Here is a 15,278-nt window from a genome sequence, read left to right as displayed (position 1 = left end):
GCGGAGAGCGTCGCCGAGATCGACCGGGCGGCGCAGCGGGGCGTCAACCCCCCGCCGCCGGGGCTGATCGACCACCCCGCCGTCCGCGCCTCCGCCCGCCCCGCCGCGCCCGCGGCGGCCGGGGCGAGGCCGGTGTCGAAGATGAACGCGCGGGCGGTGTTGACCAGGTGCCGGATCACCTTGGCCGGCCCGAGCACCGCTCCGCCCTGGCTGCCCAGCGACTTCGAGAGGGTCATCGTCGCGACCACCCCGGGCGCGCCCGCCAGCCCGGCGGCGTACAGGGCGCCCCGGCCCCCCTCGCCCAGCACCCCGAGCCCGTGCGCGTCGTCCACGACCAGCGCCGCGCCGGCCTCGCGGCAGGCGGCGGCGTACGCGGCGAGCGGGGCGGCGTCCCCGTCGACGGAGAACACCGAGTCGCTCACCAGCAGGGCCCGGCCCTCGTGCGCGGCCAGGGTCTTGCGGACCTGCTCCGGGTCGGCGTGCGGGGTCACCGCGACCTCCGCGCGCGAAAGCCGGCAGCCGTCGACGATCGAGGCGTGGTTACCGGCGTCGGAGACGACCAGGCCGCCCCGGTCGCTCAGCGCGGTCACGGCGGCGAGGTTCGCGGCATACCCGGAGGAAAGCACCAGGGCCGCCTCGAAACCGGCGAAATCGGCCAGCTCCCGCTCCAGTTCGGCGTGCAGCTCGGTGGTGCCCGTGACCAGCCGCGATCCCGTGGCGCCCGCGCCCCAGCGCTCCGCCGCCGCGCAGGCGCCGCGCACGGTCTCGGGGTGCCGGGAGAGGCCGAGGTAGTCGTTGCTCGCCAGGTCCAGGAGCGGCGAGTCGGCGGGGCGCGGGCGCAGGGTCCGTACCAGGCCCGCCTCCTCGCGCCACCGCTCCGCGCCGTCGATCCAGGCGAAGACGTCCTCGGGTTCCGGGGTGGGCTGGGTCATCGGCGGTCCTCGCGTCGCGTCTCGCGATGTGTCTCGCGTTTTGTCGGCAGTCGACAGATCTGCTCGACCCTATCCGCCCGTGACCCGAGGGGCCGGTGTGGCGATCCACACACTCCCTTCAGGCCATGTTGTCCGATCTCTCCTTGGCCGGGAGTGGTCGCGTGGGACAGGATCAGGCGCATGGACCTGCTGAACACCCTGGTGGAAAAGGGACTGCGGCGCGAGCTGCCGACCCGCGAAGAGGCGCTTGCCGTTCTGGCGACCTCCGACGACGAACTGCTCGACGTGGTGGCCGCGGCCGGCAAGGTGCGCCGCCAGTGGTTCGGGCGTCGCGTCAAGCTGAACTACCTGGTCAACCTGAAGTCGGGGCTGTGCCCCGAGGACTGCTCGTACTGCTCCCAGCGCCTGGGCTCGAAGGCCGAGATCCTCAAGTACACCTGGCTGAAGCCGGACGAGGCCTCCCAGGCCGCCGCCGCGGGCGTCGCCGGCGGCGCCAAGCGGGTCTGCCTCGTGGCGAGCGGGCGCGGTCCGACCGACCGTGACGTGGCCCGCGTCGGCGAGACGATCGCCGCCATCAAGGAGCAGAACGAGGGCGTGGAGGTCTGCGCCTGCCTGGGTCTGCTCTCCGACGGCCAGGCCGAGAAGCTGCGCGACGCGGGTGCGGATGCCTACAACCACAACCTCAACACCTCCGAGGCCACGTACGGGCAGATCACCAAGACGCACACGTACGCGGACCGCGTCGACACCGTGCAGAAGGCGCACGCGGCGGGCCTGTCGGCCTGCTCCGGCCTGATCGCCGGCATGGGCGAGAGCGACGAGGACCTGGTCGACGTCGTCTTCTCGCTGCGCGAGCTGGACTCGGACTCGGTGCCGGTCAACTTCCTGATCCCGTTCGAGGGCACCCCGCTGGCCAAGGAGTGGAACCTCACCCCGCAGCGCTGCCTGCGGATCCTGTCGATGGTCCGGTTCGTCTGCCCCGACGTGGAGGTCCGGATCGCCGGCGGCCGCGAGGTGCACCTGCGCTCGATGCAGCCGCTCGCGCTGCACGTGGCCAACTCCATCTTCCTGGGCGACTACCTCACCAGTGAGGGCCAGGCCGGCCAGGCCGACCTCGACATGATCGCGGACGCCGGCTTCGAGGTGGAGGGCGCCGGTACCACCACCCTGCCCGCGCACCGAGCGCACGCCGCCGAGGCCGCTGCCGAGGCCCACGCGGGCGGTGTGTGCGGCTCGGCCGGCGGCGGCTGCGGGCCGGCCGCGGACGCGGAGGCCCCCGGCTGCGGGTCCGCCTGCGGCGGCTGCTCCGGCCACGGCGCCGGGGCACCGGCGGCCGCGGAGGCCCGGGACGAGGCTCCCGCGCAGGCCGAACCGGGCGAGGTGCGCCCGGACCTGGTGGCGGTACGCCGCCGTGGCGCGGGAACGGATCTCGCTCCCAATGCGTGACCCGTACCCCCTGCACGACCCGCTCGACCCCGCCTCCGCCACGGCCGGCCTGCTGGCCCTGGACCGGCAGCACGTCTGGCACCCGTACGGCCCGATGCCCGGGCGGCAGGAGACCCTCGTGGTCTCCTCCGCCTCGGGGGTCCGGCTGCGGCTCGCCGCCCCGGCGCAGGGGCAGGAGGAGCTGGTCGACGGCATGTCCTCCTGGTGGTCGGCCATCCACGGCTACAACCACCCGGCGCTGAACGAGGCCGCCACCGCCCAGCTCGGCCGGATGTCACACGTGATGTTCGGCGGGCTCACCCATGAGCCCGCCGTCCGGCTGGCGGCCCGGCTCGTCGAGATCACCCCGGCCGGGCTGGAGCACGTCTTCCTCGCCGACTCCGGCTCGGTGTCGGTCGAGGTCGCCGTCAAGATGTGCCTGCAGTACTGGCGTTCGCTGGGCCGCACGGGCAAGACCCGGCTGCTGACCTGGCGCGGCGGCTACCACGGCGACACCTGGCAGCCGATGGCCGTCTGCGATCCCGAGGGCGGCATGCACGAGCTGTGGCAGGGCCACCTGCCGAAGCAGGTGTTCGCGGACGCGCCGCCCGGGGGCTTCGACACCCCCGTGGACCCGGAATACACCGCCCACCTGCGCTCCCTGGTCGCCGCGCACGCGGACGAGCTGGCCGCGGTGATCGTGGAGCCGGTGGTGCAGGGCGCGGGCGGCATGCGCTTCCACCACCCGGGCTACCTGCGGGTGCTGCGCGAGCTGTGCGACGAGTACGGGGTGCTGCTGATCCTCGACGAGATCGCTACGGGCTTCGGCCGCACCGGAGCGCTCTTCGCCGCCGACCACGCGGGCATCACCCCGGACGTGATGTGCCTGGGCAAGTCCCTGACCGGCGGCTACCTCACGCTCGCCGCCACCCTCTGCACCGAGCGGGTCGCCGACGGCATCTCCCGGGGCGACGTCCCGGTGCTCGCGCACGGCCCCACCTTCATGGGCAACCCCCTCGCGACAGCGGTGGCGCTCGCCTCCGTCGACCTGCTGCTCGCCCAGGACTGGGCCGGGGAGGTCAAGCGGATCGAGGCCGGCCTGCGCGAGGGCCTCGCGGAGGCCGCCGGACAGCCGGGGGTCAAGGACGTACGGGTGCTGGGCGCGATCGGCGTGATCCAGCTCGACCATCCGGTCGACGTGTGGGCCGCCACCCGGGCCGCGGTCCGGGAGGGCGTGTGGCTGCGCCCGTTCCGCGACCTGATCTACACGATGCCCCCGTTCGTCACCGGCGACGCCGACGTCGCCCGTATCTGCCGCGCGGCCGTCGCCGCGGCCCGGGAGGGCTGAGATGTCCGTGATCGTCGTGTCCGGTACGGGCACGGAAATCGGCAAGACGGTGGTCACCTCGGCGATCGCGGCGGCCGCCGTGGCCGCCGGGCGCTCGGTGGCGGTGCTGAAGCCGGCCCAGACCGGGGTGGGTCCGGACGAGCCGGGGGACGCGGCCGAGGCCGTACGCCTCGCCGGCCCGGCCGTGACCGCGCGCGAACTGGCCCGCTACCCCGAGCCGCTGGCCCCGGACATCGCCGCACGGCGCTCCGGGCTGGCGACGCTGGCCCCGGCGCGGATCGCGGAGGCGGCCGCCGCGCTGGCCGGGACGCACGACCTGGTGCTGGTGGAGGGCGCGGGCGGGCTGCTGGTCCGCTTCGACGAGGAGGGCCACACCCTGGCCGACGCGGCGCGGCTGCTGGAGGCGCCGGTCCTGCTGGTCGCCCCGGCGGGACTCGGGACGCTCAACTCGACGGCCCTGACGGCGGAGGCCCTGACCGCGAGGGGGCTGCGCGGGCTCGGCGTGGTGGTGGGCAGCTGGCCGGCCTCCCCCGACCTGGCCTCCCGCTGCAACCTGGCCGACCTCCCGAAGGTCTCCGGCCTGCCCCTGCTGGGCGCCGTCCCGGAACGCGCGGGCACCCTTCCCCCCGCCACCTTCCGGAAAACCGCCCCGACCTGGCTGGCCCCGCCCCTGGACGGCACCTGGTCGGCGAAAACCTTCACCTCCACCTGGCCGGCCTAACCGCTCCCGATCCCCGGGCCCTTCCAACCCCGCCGGCGTTTGAGGCGCGGGTCCGCCCCCGGGACCGGACGGGGCAGGGGCCACCGCAACCGGGTCCGGTCCGGTTTCATCGCCGGGCCGGACGGGGAACACGCCCCGGAGGGCACGCGCGCGCCCGTGTGTCCCCGTCAAGCCCCCGATCCGCGTCCGGAGGCCGCCATGCCCGCCCATGCCCCCGATCCGGTCCACCACCCCTGGTTCGCCCGTTTCTACGCCCGTGCCAGCACCGCCGCCGAGACCCGTGCCGGGATCGGCGCGCTGCGCGAGGAGCTCCTGCACGGGGTGTCCGGCCGCGTCATCGAGATCGGCGCGGGCAACGGCCTGAACTTCGCGCACTACCCGCGCGCCGTCTCCGAGGTCGTCGCCGTGGAGCCGGAGCGCACCCTGCGCCGGCTGGCGGCGGCCGCCGCCCTGCGCGCCGAGGTGCCGGTGGACCTCGTACCGGGTGTCGCCGAGGCCCTCCCCGTCAAGAGCGAGGCGTTCGACGTCGCCGTCGCCTCGCTGGTGCTGTGCACCGTACGGAACCTCCCGCGCGCCCTCAGCGAGCTGCACCGGGTACTGCGCCCGGGCGCCGAACTGCGGTTCCTGGAGCACGGGATCGCCCCCGGCCCCGGGATGGCCTCCGTGCAGCGGGCCCTCGACCGGACGGTCTGGCCGCGCCTGTTCGGGGGCTGCCACACCGCCCGCGACCCGCTCGCCGCGATCGAGGCGGCCGGCTTCCGGATCACCTCGCACCGTTCGTTCCGCCTGCCCGAGCGCGGCCCGTCCCTCCCCACCTCGTACTGCGTCATCGGCACGGCCCGCCGCTCCGACGACTAGCGCGCCGCCGGACGGACTCGCCGCGCACGCGGAGCGGCCCCCGCTCGGGGAGCGGGGGCCGCGACGACGGGGGCCGATCAGGCGAGCGCCAGGCTGATCTGGTCGTTGAAGAGCACCCACTTCTGTCCCTGGTCCGCGGAGTCGCACGGCTTCGTGGAGACGTTCGGGGTCCCCCACGCGTTGGCGAAGCAGTAGGCCGGGGCGAGGGAGAGGGAGATCTGCTGGCCCGAGACGTTCCAGTACTGCCCCTGGTCGTTGGGGTTGCAGGGCTTCGTGGTGACCTGCGCGGTCCCCCAGCTGTTGGCCAGACAGTAGCCGCGCGCGTTGGTGAGGGAGATCTGGTTGCCCGACAGGGTCCAGTGCTGCCCCTGGTCCGCGGAGTCGCACGGCTTGGAGGAGATGTTCGGGGTGCCCCAGGCGTTGGCGAGGCAGTAGCGGCCGGGGACGGCGGCCTGCTGGACGGTGCTCGCCGCCCCGGCCTGGCCGGCCGGCAGGAGGGAGGCGGTCAGGGCCAGCGCGGCGAGGGCGACGGTCTTGCGGAAGGCGGTTCCCATGATGCGGATTCCATTCTCGATGCAGGCCGGCGCAGTAGGCACACGACCGGAATGAGGGGTTATTCGGTGCGGTCCGGGCGCAGGGAAATTGATATCAGCGATCGCCGGCCGGCCGATGAAACCCGCTTGTCCGTTCACCTGAAACGCCCAGTCCACGGATCATCCGATGATCACCGACCATCGCCCCCACCTGCACACTGCCCCTCACGCACCCCATCACCGGGCAGGAATTCATTCCTTTTCTTGATGCGTGCGACCGGTCGCATCCAAGCCGCCGAAACGTTCCGGATATCCGGCTCCGAGATAATCGCGACGTCCCGGCGGGAGCGATATCGGGCCAATATTCCCGGAATAAACGGTTCGGCGCTGTGGCGGGTGGCCGGAAATCCCTTCTCCCCCGCCGAGCGGTGTGGCCCGGCGGGTCCGGATCCCCCCGGGCCGCCCCCGGCCGCGCCCCCGCACCCGTGCGCCCGTGCGGCGGTCCCGCCGCCCGCGCATACTCGGCCAAAAGGAGGAGCCATCCCTTTGCCTTTCCTTTACCATGTGGGCAAGGGGCCCCTCCCGGAGCCCCTCGGAAGCCTTCCGATCCCTCCCGACCGAAAGGTGTGAGCGTCCGCCCATGGGCGAGCCTCCCAGTCCCCGGCATTCCCGCACGCGCACGCGACATCGCGCGACACCCGTCCCCCTGGCCGATCATGGGACGGAGGTGATCGACCGATGACCGAAGTGCTCCTGCTCGTCGTGGCGCTGCTGCTCTGCCTTGCCTGTGGAGTCTTCGTCGCGGCCGAGTTCTCACTGACCACCATCGAGCGCAGCGAGCTCGAACGGGCCGTCGAGCGCGGCGAGCGCGGCGCGGAAAGCGCCCTGGCGGCCGTCCGCAGCCTGACCTTCCAGCTCTCCGGCGCCCAGCTGGGCATCACCGTGACCGGCCTGGTCATCGGCATGATCTCCAAGCCTTCGATCGCCGCCCTGCTCACGGGGCCCTTCAAGGCGATGGGCCTGTCCGCTTCGGCCGCCTCCTCCACCGCCCTGGCGCTCGGCACCGTCCTCTCGACGGTGGTGCTGATGGTCGTCGGCGAGCTGGTCCCCAAGAACTGGGCGATCTCCTCACCGCTGGCCATCGCAAGGCGGGTGGCGACCGTGCAACGGGTCTTCAGCCGCACCTTCAGGCCGCTGATCAGCCACCTCAACACCACCGCCAACCACCTGGTCCGGCGGCTCGGGATGGAACCCGCCGAGGAGCTGGCCTCCGCTCGCACCCCCCAGGAGCTGGTGGCCCTGGCCCGGCACTCGGCGAAGGCCGGCGCGCTGGAGAAGGACACGGCGGAACTCTTCGTCCGGACCCTGAACCTGGCCGACCTGACCGCCGAGAACGTGATGACCCCGCGCGTGCAGGTGACCGCGCTCGACGTGCAGACCACCGCCGAGGACGTGGCGAACGCGACGATGGCCACCGGCCTGTCGCGCTTCCCGGTCTACCGGGGCAGCCTCGACACCGTCGTCGGGACGGTCCACATCAAGGACGTCCTGGCCCTGCCCGCCGAGGAGCGCCACCGCCACCCGGTGTCGCAGCTGCTGCGCGAGCCCCTCCTCGTACCGGAGTCGCTGACCGTGGACCGGCTGCTGGACCGGCTGTCCGGCAAGCAGACGATGGCCGTGGTGATCGACGAGTACGGCGGCACGGCCGGCGTGGCCACCCTGGAGGACATCGTCGAGGAGGTCGTCGGCGAGGTCCGCGACGAGCACGACCCGCACGAGACCTCGGACCTGGCACCGGCCGGAACGGACGAGTACGGCCGGGCCCTGTACTCCGCCGAGGGAGCCGCGCGCACCGACCAGCTCCGGCGGATCGGACTGCGGGTGCCCGAGGGCCCGTACGAGACCCTGGCCGGGCTGATAGCCACCGAACTGGGCCGGATCCCGGCCGTCGGGGACCGGCTGGAGCTGGACGGCTGGCGCCTGGACGTGGTGGACGCGAGCGGCCGCCGCGCCGCGCGCGTGCTGCTGCACGTACCGGCCGAGACGCCCGGCGACGAGAGCGCGCAGGGGGACCGATGACCGCGATACAGCTGCTGATCGGCCTGGCGACCCTGGTCGTCAACGCCTTCTTCGTCGGCGCGGAGTTCGCGCTGATCTCGGTCCGGCGCAGCCAGATCGAGCCGTACGCCGAGCAGGGCGACCGGCGGGCCCGCTCGGTGCTGTGGGGCCTGGAACACGTGTCCGCGCTGATGGCGGCCGCCCAGCTGGGCATCACCCTGTGCACCCTGGTGCTCGGCGTGGTGGCCGAGCCGGCCATCGCGCACCTGCTGAGCCCGCTGCTCGACGCCGTCGGGGTGCCGTCCGGGGTGACGCACGCGATCTCCTTCGTGATCGCGCTCGCGCTGGCCACGTACCTGCACATGCTGTTCGGCGAGATGGTGCCGAAGAACGTGGCCCTGGCCGAGCCGGTGCGCACCGCGCTGCTGCTGGGCCCGCCGCTGGTGGCCATGACCCATGCGCTCAAGCCCGTGATCTTCGCGATCAACGCCTTCGCCAACGCCCTGCTGAAGCTGCTGCGGGTGGACGCGAAGGACGAGGTCGCGGCCACCTTCTCGGACGACGAGCTGGCCCGGATGGTCAAGGACTCCAGCGACGCCGGGCTCATCGACGACCGGGCGAGCGAGCGGCTGCACGACGCCCTGGAGCTGGGGCGGCGGCCGGTGGCGGACGTGGTGCTGCCCGTGGACCGGGTGGTCACGGCCCGGCAGGGCATCACCGCCACCGAGCTGGAACGACTGTCCGCCGAGTCGGGTTACTCCCGCTTCCCGGTGGTCGACCGCCAGCGGCGGATCCTCGGCTACCTGCACGTCAAGGACGCCTTGGACGTGGTGGAGCGGGGCGAGCCCTTCCCCCTGTCCGCGCTGCGCCCGATCGCGCAGGTGCGGGCGGAGACCCCGCTGGACGACGTGCTGACGGCCATGCGGGCCAGCCGCACCCATCTGGCGGCGGTCCTCGGGGCGGACGGGGCCATGACGGGGCTGGTGACGATGGAGGACGTCCTGCGCGAGCTCTTCGGCAGGCCGGCCTCCGCCTGACCCGGGGCGGGCGGTGGTCCCGGCCCTGCGGGGCCGGGGTACCAGGCGGTAGCATCGCTGCGCCATGGGGATGAATGCGTCTTACACCAGTTTCGTCGCGGTCGGCGACTCCTTCACCGAGGGCATGTCCGACCTGCTCCCGGACGGCTCCTACCGGGGCTGGGCCGACCTCCTCGCCACCCGGCTCGCGGCCCGCGAGCCGGCCTTCCGCTACGCGAACCTCGCGGTGCGCGGGAAGCTGATCGGGCAGATCGCCGAGGACCAGGCACCGGCCGCGGCGGCGATGGGCGCGGACGTGGTGACGCTGGTGGGCGGCCTGAACGACGCGCTGCGGCCCAAGGTGGACATGGGGCGGGTCCGGGGCCACCTGGAGGCCGCCGTGGAACTGCTCGCCCCGTCCTGCGAGCGGCTCGTGCTGATGCGCTCGCCGGGCCGGCACGGTCCGGTGATGGAACGTTTCCGGCCGCGCATGGAAGAGCTCTTCGGCATCCTGGAGGAGCTCGCCGCGCGCCACGGCGCGCTGCTGGTGGACCTGTACGGGGCTCCGGTGCTCGGGGATCCGCGCCTGTGGGACGCCGACCGGCTGCACCTGACGGCCGAGGGGCACCGCCGGGTGGCGGAGGCCGTCTGGCAGGCGCTGGGCCTGCCCGCCGAGGAGGACTGGACGGCGGCGCTGCCGGCCGCCTCTCCCCCGGGCTGGGGCGTGCGGCGCACCGAGGACCTGCGCTTCGCGAAGCGGCACCTGCTCCCCTGGATCGGCCGCCGGCTCACGGGCCGCTCCTCGGGCGACGGCCGCCCCCCGAAGCGGCCGGAGCTTCTGCCATACGCCACCCCGCCGCTCTTGTAGCAAGCCACAATTGCGGGCGGTGCCCCCACCTGCGCAAACGCACAGCTCCGGCCCCAGTAGAATCCCTACACGTGACAGCCAAGCCCCGCATCCCCAATGTCCTGGCCGGCCGCTACGCCTCCGCGGAGCTCGCCGTCCTGTGGTCCCCCGAGTACAAGGTGACGCTGGAGCGGCGGCTGTGGCTCGCCGTCCTGCGCGCCCAGAAGGACCTCGGCATCGAGGTCCCGGACGCCGCCCTCGCCGACTACGAGCGCGTCCTGGAGACGGTCGACCTCGCCTCCATCGCCGAGCGCGAGAAGGTCACCCGGCACGACGTGAAGGCCCGTATCGAGGAGTTCAACGCCCTCGCCGGCCACGAGCACGTCCACAAGGGCATGACCTCCCGCGACCTGACCGAGAACGTCGAGCAGCTGCAGATCCGGCTCTCGCTGGAGCTGGCCCGCGACCGCACCGTCGCCGTCCTGGCCCGCCTCGGCAAGCTGGCCGGCGAGCACGCCGAGCTGGTCATGGCCGGCCGCTCCCACAACGTCGCCGCGCAGGCGACCACCCTGGGCAAGCGCTTCGCGACCGCCGCCGACGAGCTGCTGGTCGCCTACGACCGCCTGGAGAACCTGCTGGAGCGCTACCCGCTGCGCGGGATCAAGGGCCCGGTCGGCACCGCCCAGGACATGCTCGACCTGCTGGGCGGGGACGCCGCCAAGCTGGCCGACCTGGAGCAGCGCATCGCCACCCACCTCGGCTTCGCCCAGGCCTTCACCTCGGTCGGCCAGGTCTACCCGCGGTCGCTGGACTACGACGTGGTCACCGCCCTGGTGCAGCTGGCCGCCGCCCCCTCGTCGATCGCGAAGACGATCCGCCTGATGGCCGGCCACGAGCTGGTCACCGAGGGCTTCAAGCCCGGCCAGGTCGGCTCCTCCGCGATGCCGCACAAGATGAACACCCGCTCCTGCGAGCGCGTGAACGGCCTGATGGTCATCCTGCGCGGCTACGCCTCGATGACGGGCGAGCTGGCCGGCGACCAGTGGAACGAGGGCGACGTCTCCTGCTCCGTCGTCCGCCGCGTGGCCCTGCCCGACGCCTTCTTCGCCTTCGACGGCCTGCTGGAGACCTTCCTGACCGTCCTGGACGAGTTCGGCGCCTTCCCGGCCGTCGTGGCCCGCGAGCTGGACCGCTACCTGCCGTTCCTCGCGACCACCAAGGTTCTGATGGGCGCGGTGCGCGCCGGTGTGGGCCGCGAGGCCGCGCACGAGGTCATCAAGGAGCACGCCGTCGCCTCCGCCCTGGCCATGCGCGAGCAGGGCGCCGAGCGCAACGAGCTGCTCGACAAGCTGGCGGCCGACGACCGGATGCCGCTGGACCGCGCGCAGCTGGACGCCCTGATGGCCGACAAGCTGTCCTTCACGGGCGCCGCCGGCGACCAGGTCGCGAGCGTGGTATCCCGTATCGAAGCCATCGCCAAGGAGCACCCGGAAGCCGCCGGTTACGTCCCCGGGTCGATCCTCTGACCCCCGACGAGCTCGAAGCCGCCCGCGACCGCGTCCTCCCGGACGTGGTCGCGGGCGGTCTGCGTGTGCTGTTCTGCGGGATCAACCCCGGCCTGCTCTCCGCCGCGACGGGCCACCATTTCGCCCGCCCCGGCAACCGCTTCTGGCCGGTCCTGCACCTCTCGGGCTTCACCCCGCGCCGGCTGGCCCCCGCCGAGCAGGAGGAGCTGCTCTCCTACCGCCTCGGCATCACCAACGTCGTCGCCCGGGCCACCGCCCGCGCCGACGAGCTGAGCGCCGAGGAGTTCCGCGAGGGCGGCCGGATCCTGACGGCCAAGGTGGAACGGCTGCGCCCCCAGTGGCTGGCCGTGGTCGGGGTCACCGCGTACCGCACCGCCTTCGGCGAGAGGAAGGCCGCCATCGGCCCCCAGGAGCGGACCATCGGCGCCACCCGCATCTGGGTGCTGCCCAACCCGAGCGGCCTCAACGCCCACTGGACCGCCGCCACCATGGCCGAGGAGTTCGCCCGCCTCCGCGAGGCAGCCGAGGGCCCGGCCTCCTCCTGAGCCCCGCGGCCTACGGCGGGTCGACGACGGTGAGGCCCGCCATCAGCAGCAGGGGCAGTTCGCCGCCCCACTGGGCCACGCACACCACCAGCCACCGGTCGCCGGCCCGCCACACGTGCACATGGTCGGTCATGCCGCTGAGCTCCAGCCACGGCTCCGGTATCCCCTCCCCATCGAGCCCGCGGGCGAGCAGCGACCCCAGGGCGAAGACCTGCGGCTCCCCCCACCGGTCGGCGACCGCCTGGGTCAGCGCCCCGTACTCGGCACTGATCTGGTCCTCGGCTTCCCGACGGCCGGACCCGTCGTCGTCCCAGAAGTCCCGGGTCCGGCTGAGCTGGACGAGGTGGTACCCCGGGCCGCTGCGCTGCTCGCCGAGGACCTCCGTCCCGGTCGGGAACTCCCTGGCCCGGAGCCGGTCGATCGTGTCGAGGTGCTCTGCCGTGGTCATGCCGTCAGTATCCCGGGGACCACTGACAACTGGCCCTGCGTCAGGCCGCCCTGCGCCGCACCGCCAGCCAGCCGCCGGTCAGCGCGGCCGCGGCCCACAGGGCCAGGACGCCCAGTCCGCTCCACGGCCCGAGGTGGCCGCCCGTCGCACCGTGCATCACCAGCTGTCCGGCCCGGTCCGGCAGGAACTCGGCCACGCCGCCGGTGGCCGCGCCGACGATGAAGGACACCATCAGGACGAAGGGTATGAGCAGGCTCAGCACGAGCGCTCCGCTGCGGAGCAAGGCGGTCAGCCCGGCCGCGAACAGGGTGATCAGGGTGAGGTAGAGGCCGCTGCCGACGATGGCGCGGTAGGTACCGGGATCGCCGAGGTGGAGGGCGGAGGAGCCCATGAAGGCCTGGCCTGCGATGAAGGTGAGGAAGCCGGCGACCTGGCCCACGACGAGGGCGAGTCCGCCGATCACCGCCATCTTCGACAGGTAGAAGCGGGTGCGGTTCGGCACCGCCGCCAGCGAGGTGCGCAGGGCGCCGTTCTGGAACTCGGCCGACAGGGCGGTCGTACCGAAGGCCATGGCGGCGATCTGGCCCCACAGGATGCCGTAGTAGGCCGCGAAGAGCGGGTCGTCACCCAGGGCGCCTCTCTCGGCCTGGCCTATCGCGGCGGCCGCCAGCGCCTGGATGCCGACGGTCGCGGCGAGGATCGTGATCAGCGCCGTGAAGCTGCCGCGCAGCGACCGTATCTTGATCCATTCCGAGTACAGGACGGGGCGGGTGGGCAGAGCGGTGCTCATGGCGAAGCCTCCTTCGGGCGAGGGGTCAGCGGGTGGCGGCGAACTGGGCGTGTTCGGCGGTCAGATCGAGGTAGGCCTGCTCCAGCGAGGCCCGCTCGTCGGCGAGTTCCAGCACGGGGACGCCCTCCCCGGCGGCGAGTCGGCCGAGCTTCTCGGCCTGTATGCCCTCGACGGTCCAGCGCCCGCCGTCGGCGCCGGTCAGCTCGAACCCCTCCCGGGCCAGGGCCTCCCGGAGCCTGGCCGGCTCGGAGGTGCGCAACCGCACCCGCGGGGTGCTGCGGGCGTCGATGAACTCCTCCATCGAGGTGTCGGCCAGCAGCCGGCCCCGCCCGAGCACGATCAGGTGGTCGGCGAAGGCCGCGGTCTCCGACATCAGGTGGCTGGAGACCAGGACCGTGCGGCCGTCGGCGGCCAGGTCACGCAGCAGCTCGCGGATCCAGATGATGCCCTCCGGGTCGAGGCCGTTGGTGGGCTCGTCCAGGAGCAGGACCTCCGGGTCGCCCAGCAGGGCCGAGGCGATCCCCAGGCGTTGGCGCATGCCGAGGGAGAAGGACTTGATCCGCCGGCCGGCCACCGGGGCGATGCCGGTCTGCTCCATCACGGCCTCCACCCTGCTCTCCGGGATACGGCCCGCCGCCGCGAGCATCCGGAGGTGGTCCCGCGCGGTCCGCCCTCCGTGCGCGGCCTGGGCGTCCAGGAGTGCTCCGACCCGGCGCAGCGGGTCCCGGAGGTCGCGGTAGCGCTCCCCGCCGACGGTGGCCGTGCCCGAGGTCGGGCGGTCCAGGCCGAGCAGCAGGCGCATCGTGGTCGACTTCCCCGCCCCGTTGGGTCCGAGGAAGCCGGTGACCCGCCCGGGCAGGACATCGCAGGTGAGGTGGTCGACGGCGCGGGAGGCGCCGTATGCCTTGGTCAGTTCGCGGAACTCGATGCTGTTCATGGCTCAAGACTCGCCGTCGTCCCCCTCCCCCTCCCTCCCCCATGCGAGGGTCCCGTCTCCCCCGTACGGGGGAGACGCCCGGTGATCGGGCGCTGCGACCATGAGGGCATGTACCGACTCCTGCGTGCTCCGCTTCAACCGGTGACGTATTCCCGCTGGTTGCATCTGTGCGTGCCCCTGCTTCTGCTGGCCCTGTGGCTGTTCATAGACCCCGGGGCGCCGTGGATGCCGCTGCTGATCGTCGTGCCGTTCGGGTTCGTGCCCTGGGTGCGGATGGCCGAGGGGATCCAGGCACAGTTCCTGCTCGCCCCGTACGAGCGGGGCAGCGCCGCCGGCACGATAAGCGCGGAGCCGTCCGCGCGCTGGGGCGACCGCTGGCGGACGCTGCTGTGGCTGGAGACCAGGATGCTCTTCGCCTCGGTCGCCATGTGCGCCACCGTCTGGCTGCCGGTCATCACCGTCGACCTCGTCGGATTCGCCTTCGGGTACAGACCGAACGAGGACCTGGACTGGCTGCTGCCGTCCTCGATCGCCCCGTGGACCGCGGCGGTCCTGGCGCCCCTGCCGTTGGTCCTGCTCATGGTGGTCGTGGTCCTGCTTGGGGAACTGATCACCCTGGTCGCCGGCCGGCTGCTGGGGCCGTCGGCCGCCGAGCGGCTGACCGCGCTGGAGGCGCGTACGGAGCAGCTGCTGGAGCGGACCCGGATCGCGCGCGAGCTGCACGACTCCATCGGGCACGCGCTGACCGTGGCGGTGGTCCAGGCGGGAGCCGCGCGGGCCGCGGGCGACCCGGAGTTCACCGACCGCGCGCTGAACGCCATCGAGGAGACGGGCCGGGCCGCGCTGGAGGACCTGGAGCGGGTGCTGCTGGTGCTGCGGGAGTCGGCGCAGCCGGCGTCGCAGCGGCCGACCCTGGCCGAGGCGGACCGGCTGCTGGAGTCGGCCCGCGCCTCGGGGGCTCCGGTGGACGCCGAACTGAAGGGCCGGCTGGAGAAGTTGCCCGGCCCCGTCACCCGGGAGGGGTACCGGATCCTTCAGGAGGCCCTCACCAACGTGCTGCGGCACTGCGGCCCCGTACCGGTCCGGGTGCGGGTCGAGGTGGCCGGCGGGCGGCTGGAGCTGGAGGTGACGAACCCGCTGCCGGAGCGTCCCTTCGTCAGCAGGGGCGGGGGAAGCGGGCTGCGCGGGATGCGCGAGCGGGCCGCGCTGCTCGGCGGCGAGGCCGAAACCGGCCCCCACGAGGGCGGTTGGCGGGTGCGCGCGCTGCTGCCGTTGGAGCGAATACGCTGACCGG

15 protein-coding genes are annotated in these 15,278 nt (G+C 73.3%); 10 read left to right on the top strand and 5 right to left on the bottom strand.

Features of this window, described 5'->3' with window-relative positions; translation table 11 throughout:
- Positions 1-932, bottom strand: a 932-nt coding sequence (locus AB0F18_RS10705; RefSeq protein ID WP_362057326.1) for an aminotransferase class I/II-fold pyridoxal phosphate-dependent enzyme, incomplete at its 3' end; no start/stop codon positions are given.
- Between the two features lie 180 nt (positions 933-1,112).
- Between AB0F18_RS10705 and bioB the strand changes: the two genes are divergently transcribed.
- From bioB to AB0F18_RS10685, 4 genes are all read left to right on the top strand, one after another.
- Positions 1,113-2,378 (top strand): biotin synthase BioB, encoded by a 1,266-nt coding sequence (gene bioB, locus AB0F18_RS10700; RefSeq protein WP_362057323.1) that lies wholly within the window; start codon positions 1,113-1,115, stop codon positions 2,376-2,378.
- A complete protein-coding gene (locus tag AB0F18_RS10695) occupies positions 2,371-3,705 on the top strand; it encodes an adenosylmethionine--8-amino-7-oxononanoate transaminase (protein ID WP_362057320.1) in 1,335 nt (444 codons plus the stop codon). The genes bioB and AB0F18_RS10695 overlap by 8 nt, the downstream gene beginning before the upstream one ends.
- A gap of 1 nt (position 3,706) precedes the next feature.
- Positions 3,707-4,426: a dethiobiotin synthase gene (gene bioD / locus AB0F18_RS10690; RefSeq protein ID WP_362057317.1), complete on the top strand. Its 720-nt coding sequence runs from the start codon at positions 3,707-3,709 to the stop codon at positions 4,424-4,426.
- Positions 4,427-4,624: 198 nt separating this feature from the next.
- Positions 4,625-5,284, top strand: coding sequence for a methyltransferase domain-containing protein (locus tag AB0F18_RS10685; protein ID WP_362057314.1), 660 nt, complete (start codon positions 4,625-4,627; stop codon positions 5,282-5,284).
- Between the two features lie 77 nt (positions 5,285-5,361).
- Here the strand turns inward: AB0F18_RS10685 and AB0F18_RS10680 are convergent, their stop codons facing one another.
- Positions 5,362-5,838, bottom strand: coding sequence for a ricin-type beta-trefoil lectin domain protein (locus tag AB0F18_RS10680; protein ID WP_362057311.1), 477 nt, complete (start codon positions 5,836-5,838; stop codon positions 5,362-5,364).
- Between the two features lie 717 nt (positions 5,839-6,555).
- Here AB0F18_RS10680 and AB0F18_RS10675 point away from each other — a divergent pair.
- From AB0F18_RS10675 to mug, 5 genes are all read left to right on the top strand, one after another.
- Positions 6,556-7,896, top strand: a complete 1,341-nt coding sequence (locus AB0F18_RS10675; protein WP_362057308.1) for a hemolysin family protein — start codon at positions 6,556-6,558, stop codon at positions 7,894-7,896.
- Complete coding sequence (locus tag AB0F18_RS10670; protein WP_362057305.1) at positions 7,893-8,912, top strand: hemolysin family protein; 1,020 nt, start codon at positions 7,893-7,895, stop codon at positions 8,910-8,912. Before AB0F18_RS10675 ends, AB0F18_RS10670 begins: the two co-directional genes overlap by 4 nt.
- Before the next feature lie 64 nt (positions 8,913-8,976).
- On the top strand, positions 8,977-9,759 hold the full coding sequence (locus tag AB0F18_RS10665; protein WP_362057302.1) for an SGNH/GDSL hydrolase family protein: 783 nt from the start codon (positions 8,977-8,979) through the stop codon (positions 9,757-9,759).
- Between the two features lie 71 nt (positions 9,760-9,830).
- Positions 9,831-11,264, top strand: coding sequence for an adenylosuccinate lyase (gene purB / locus AB0F18_RS10660; protein WP_362057299.1), 1,434 nt, complete (start codon positions 9,831-9,833; stop codon positions 11,262-11,264).
- Positions 11,261-11,809 (top strand): G/U mismatch-specific DNA glycosylase, encoded by a 549-nt coding sequence (mug, locus tag AB0F18_RS10655; RefSeq protein WP_362057347.1) that lies wholly within the window; start codon positions 11,261-11,263, stop codon positions 11,807-11,809. The genes purB and mug overlap by 4 nt, the downstream gene beginning before the upstream one ends.
- A gap of 10 nt (positions 11,810-11,819) precedes the next feature.
- Here mug and AB0F18_RS10650 read toward each other — a convergent pair whose 3' ends face one another.
- Genes AB0F18_RS10650 through AB0F18_RS10640 form a run of 3 tightly spaced genes read right to left on the bottom strand, consistent with a single transcriptional unit; the run spans position 11,820 to position 13,984 of the window.
- Positions 11,820-12,257 (bottom strand): hypothetical protein, encoded by a 438-nt coding sequence (locus AB0F18_RS10650; RefSeq protein WP_362057296.1) that lies wholly within the window; start codon positions 12,255-12,257, stop codon positions 11,820-11,822.
- A gap of 40 nt (positions 12,258-12,297) precedes the next feature.
- Entirely contained in the window at positions 12,298-13,047 is a 750-nt protein-coding gene (locus AB0F18_RS10645; RefSeq protein WP_362057293.1) for an ABC transporter permease, read from the bottom strand.
- Positions 13,048-13,072: 25 nt separating this feature from the next.
- Positions 13,073-13,984 carry an ATP-binding cassette domain-containing protein gene (locus AB0F18_RS10640; RefSeq protein ID WP_362057290.1) on the bottom strand — a complete coding sequence of 304 codons (912 nt, stop codon included), beginning with the start codon at positions 13,982-13,984 and terminating at the stop codon, positions 13,073-13,075.
- A gap of 108 nt (positions 13,985-14,092) precedes the next feature.
- Between AB0F18_RS10640 and AB0F18_RS10635 the strand changes: the two genes are divergently transcribed.
- Entirely contained in the window at positions 14,093-15,274 is a 1,182-nt protein-coding gene (locus AB0F18_RS10635) for a histidine kinase (RefSeq protein WP_362057287.1), read from the top strand.
- Positions 15,275-15,278: the final 4 nt, after the last annotated feature.

Source organism: Streptomyces sp. NPDC029216, assembly GCF_040648015.1.
GTDB lineage: Bacteria > Actinomycetota > Actinomycetes > Streptomycetales > Streptomycetaceae > Streptomyces.
Note: the sequence above shows the minus strand (reverse complement) of the source record. Positions and strands in the feature narration are given on the sequence as shown.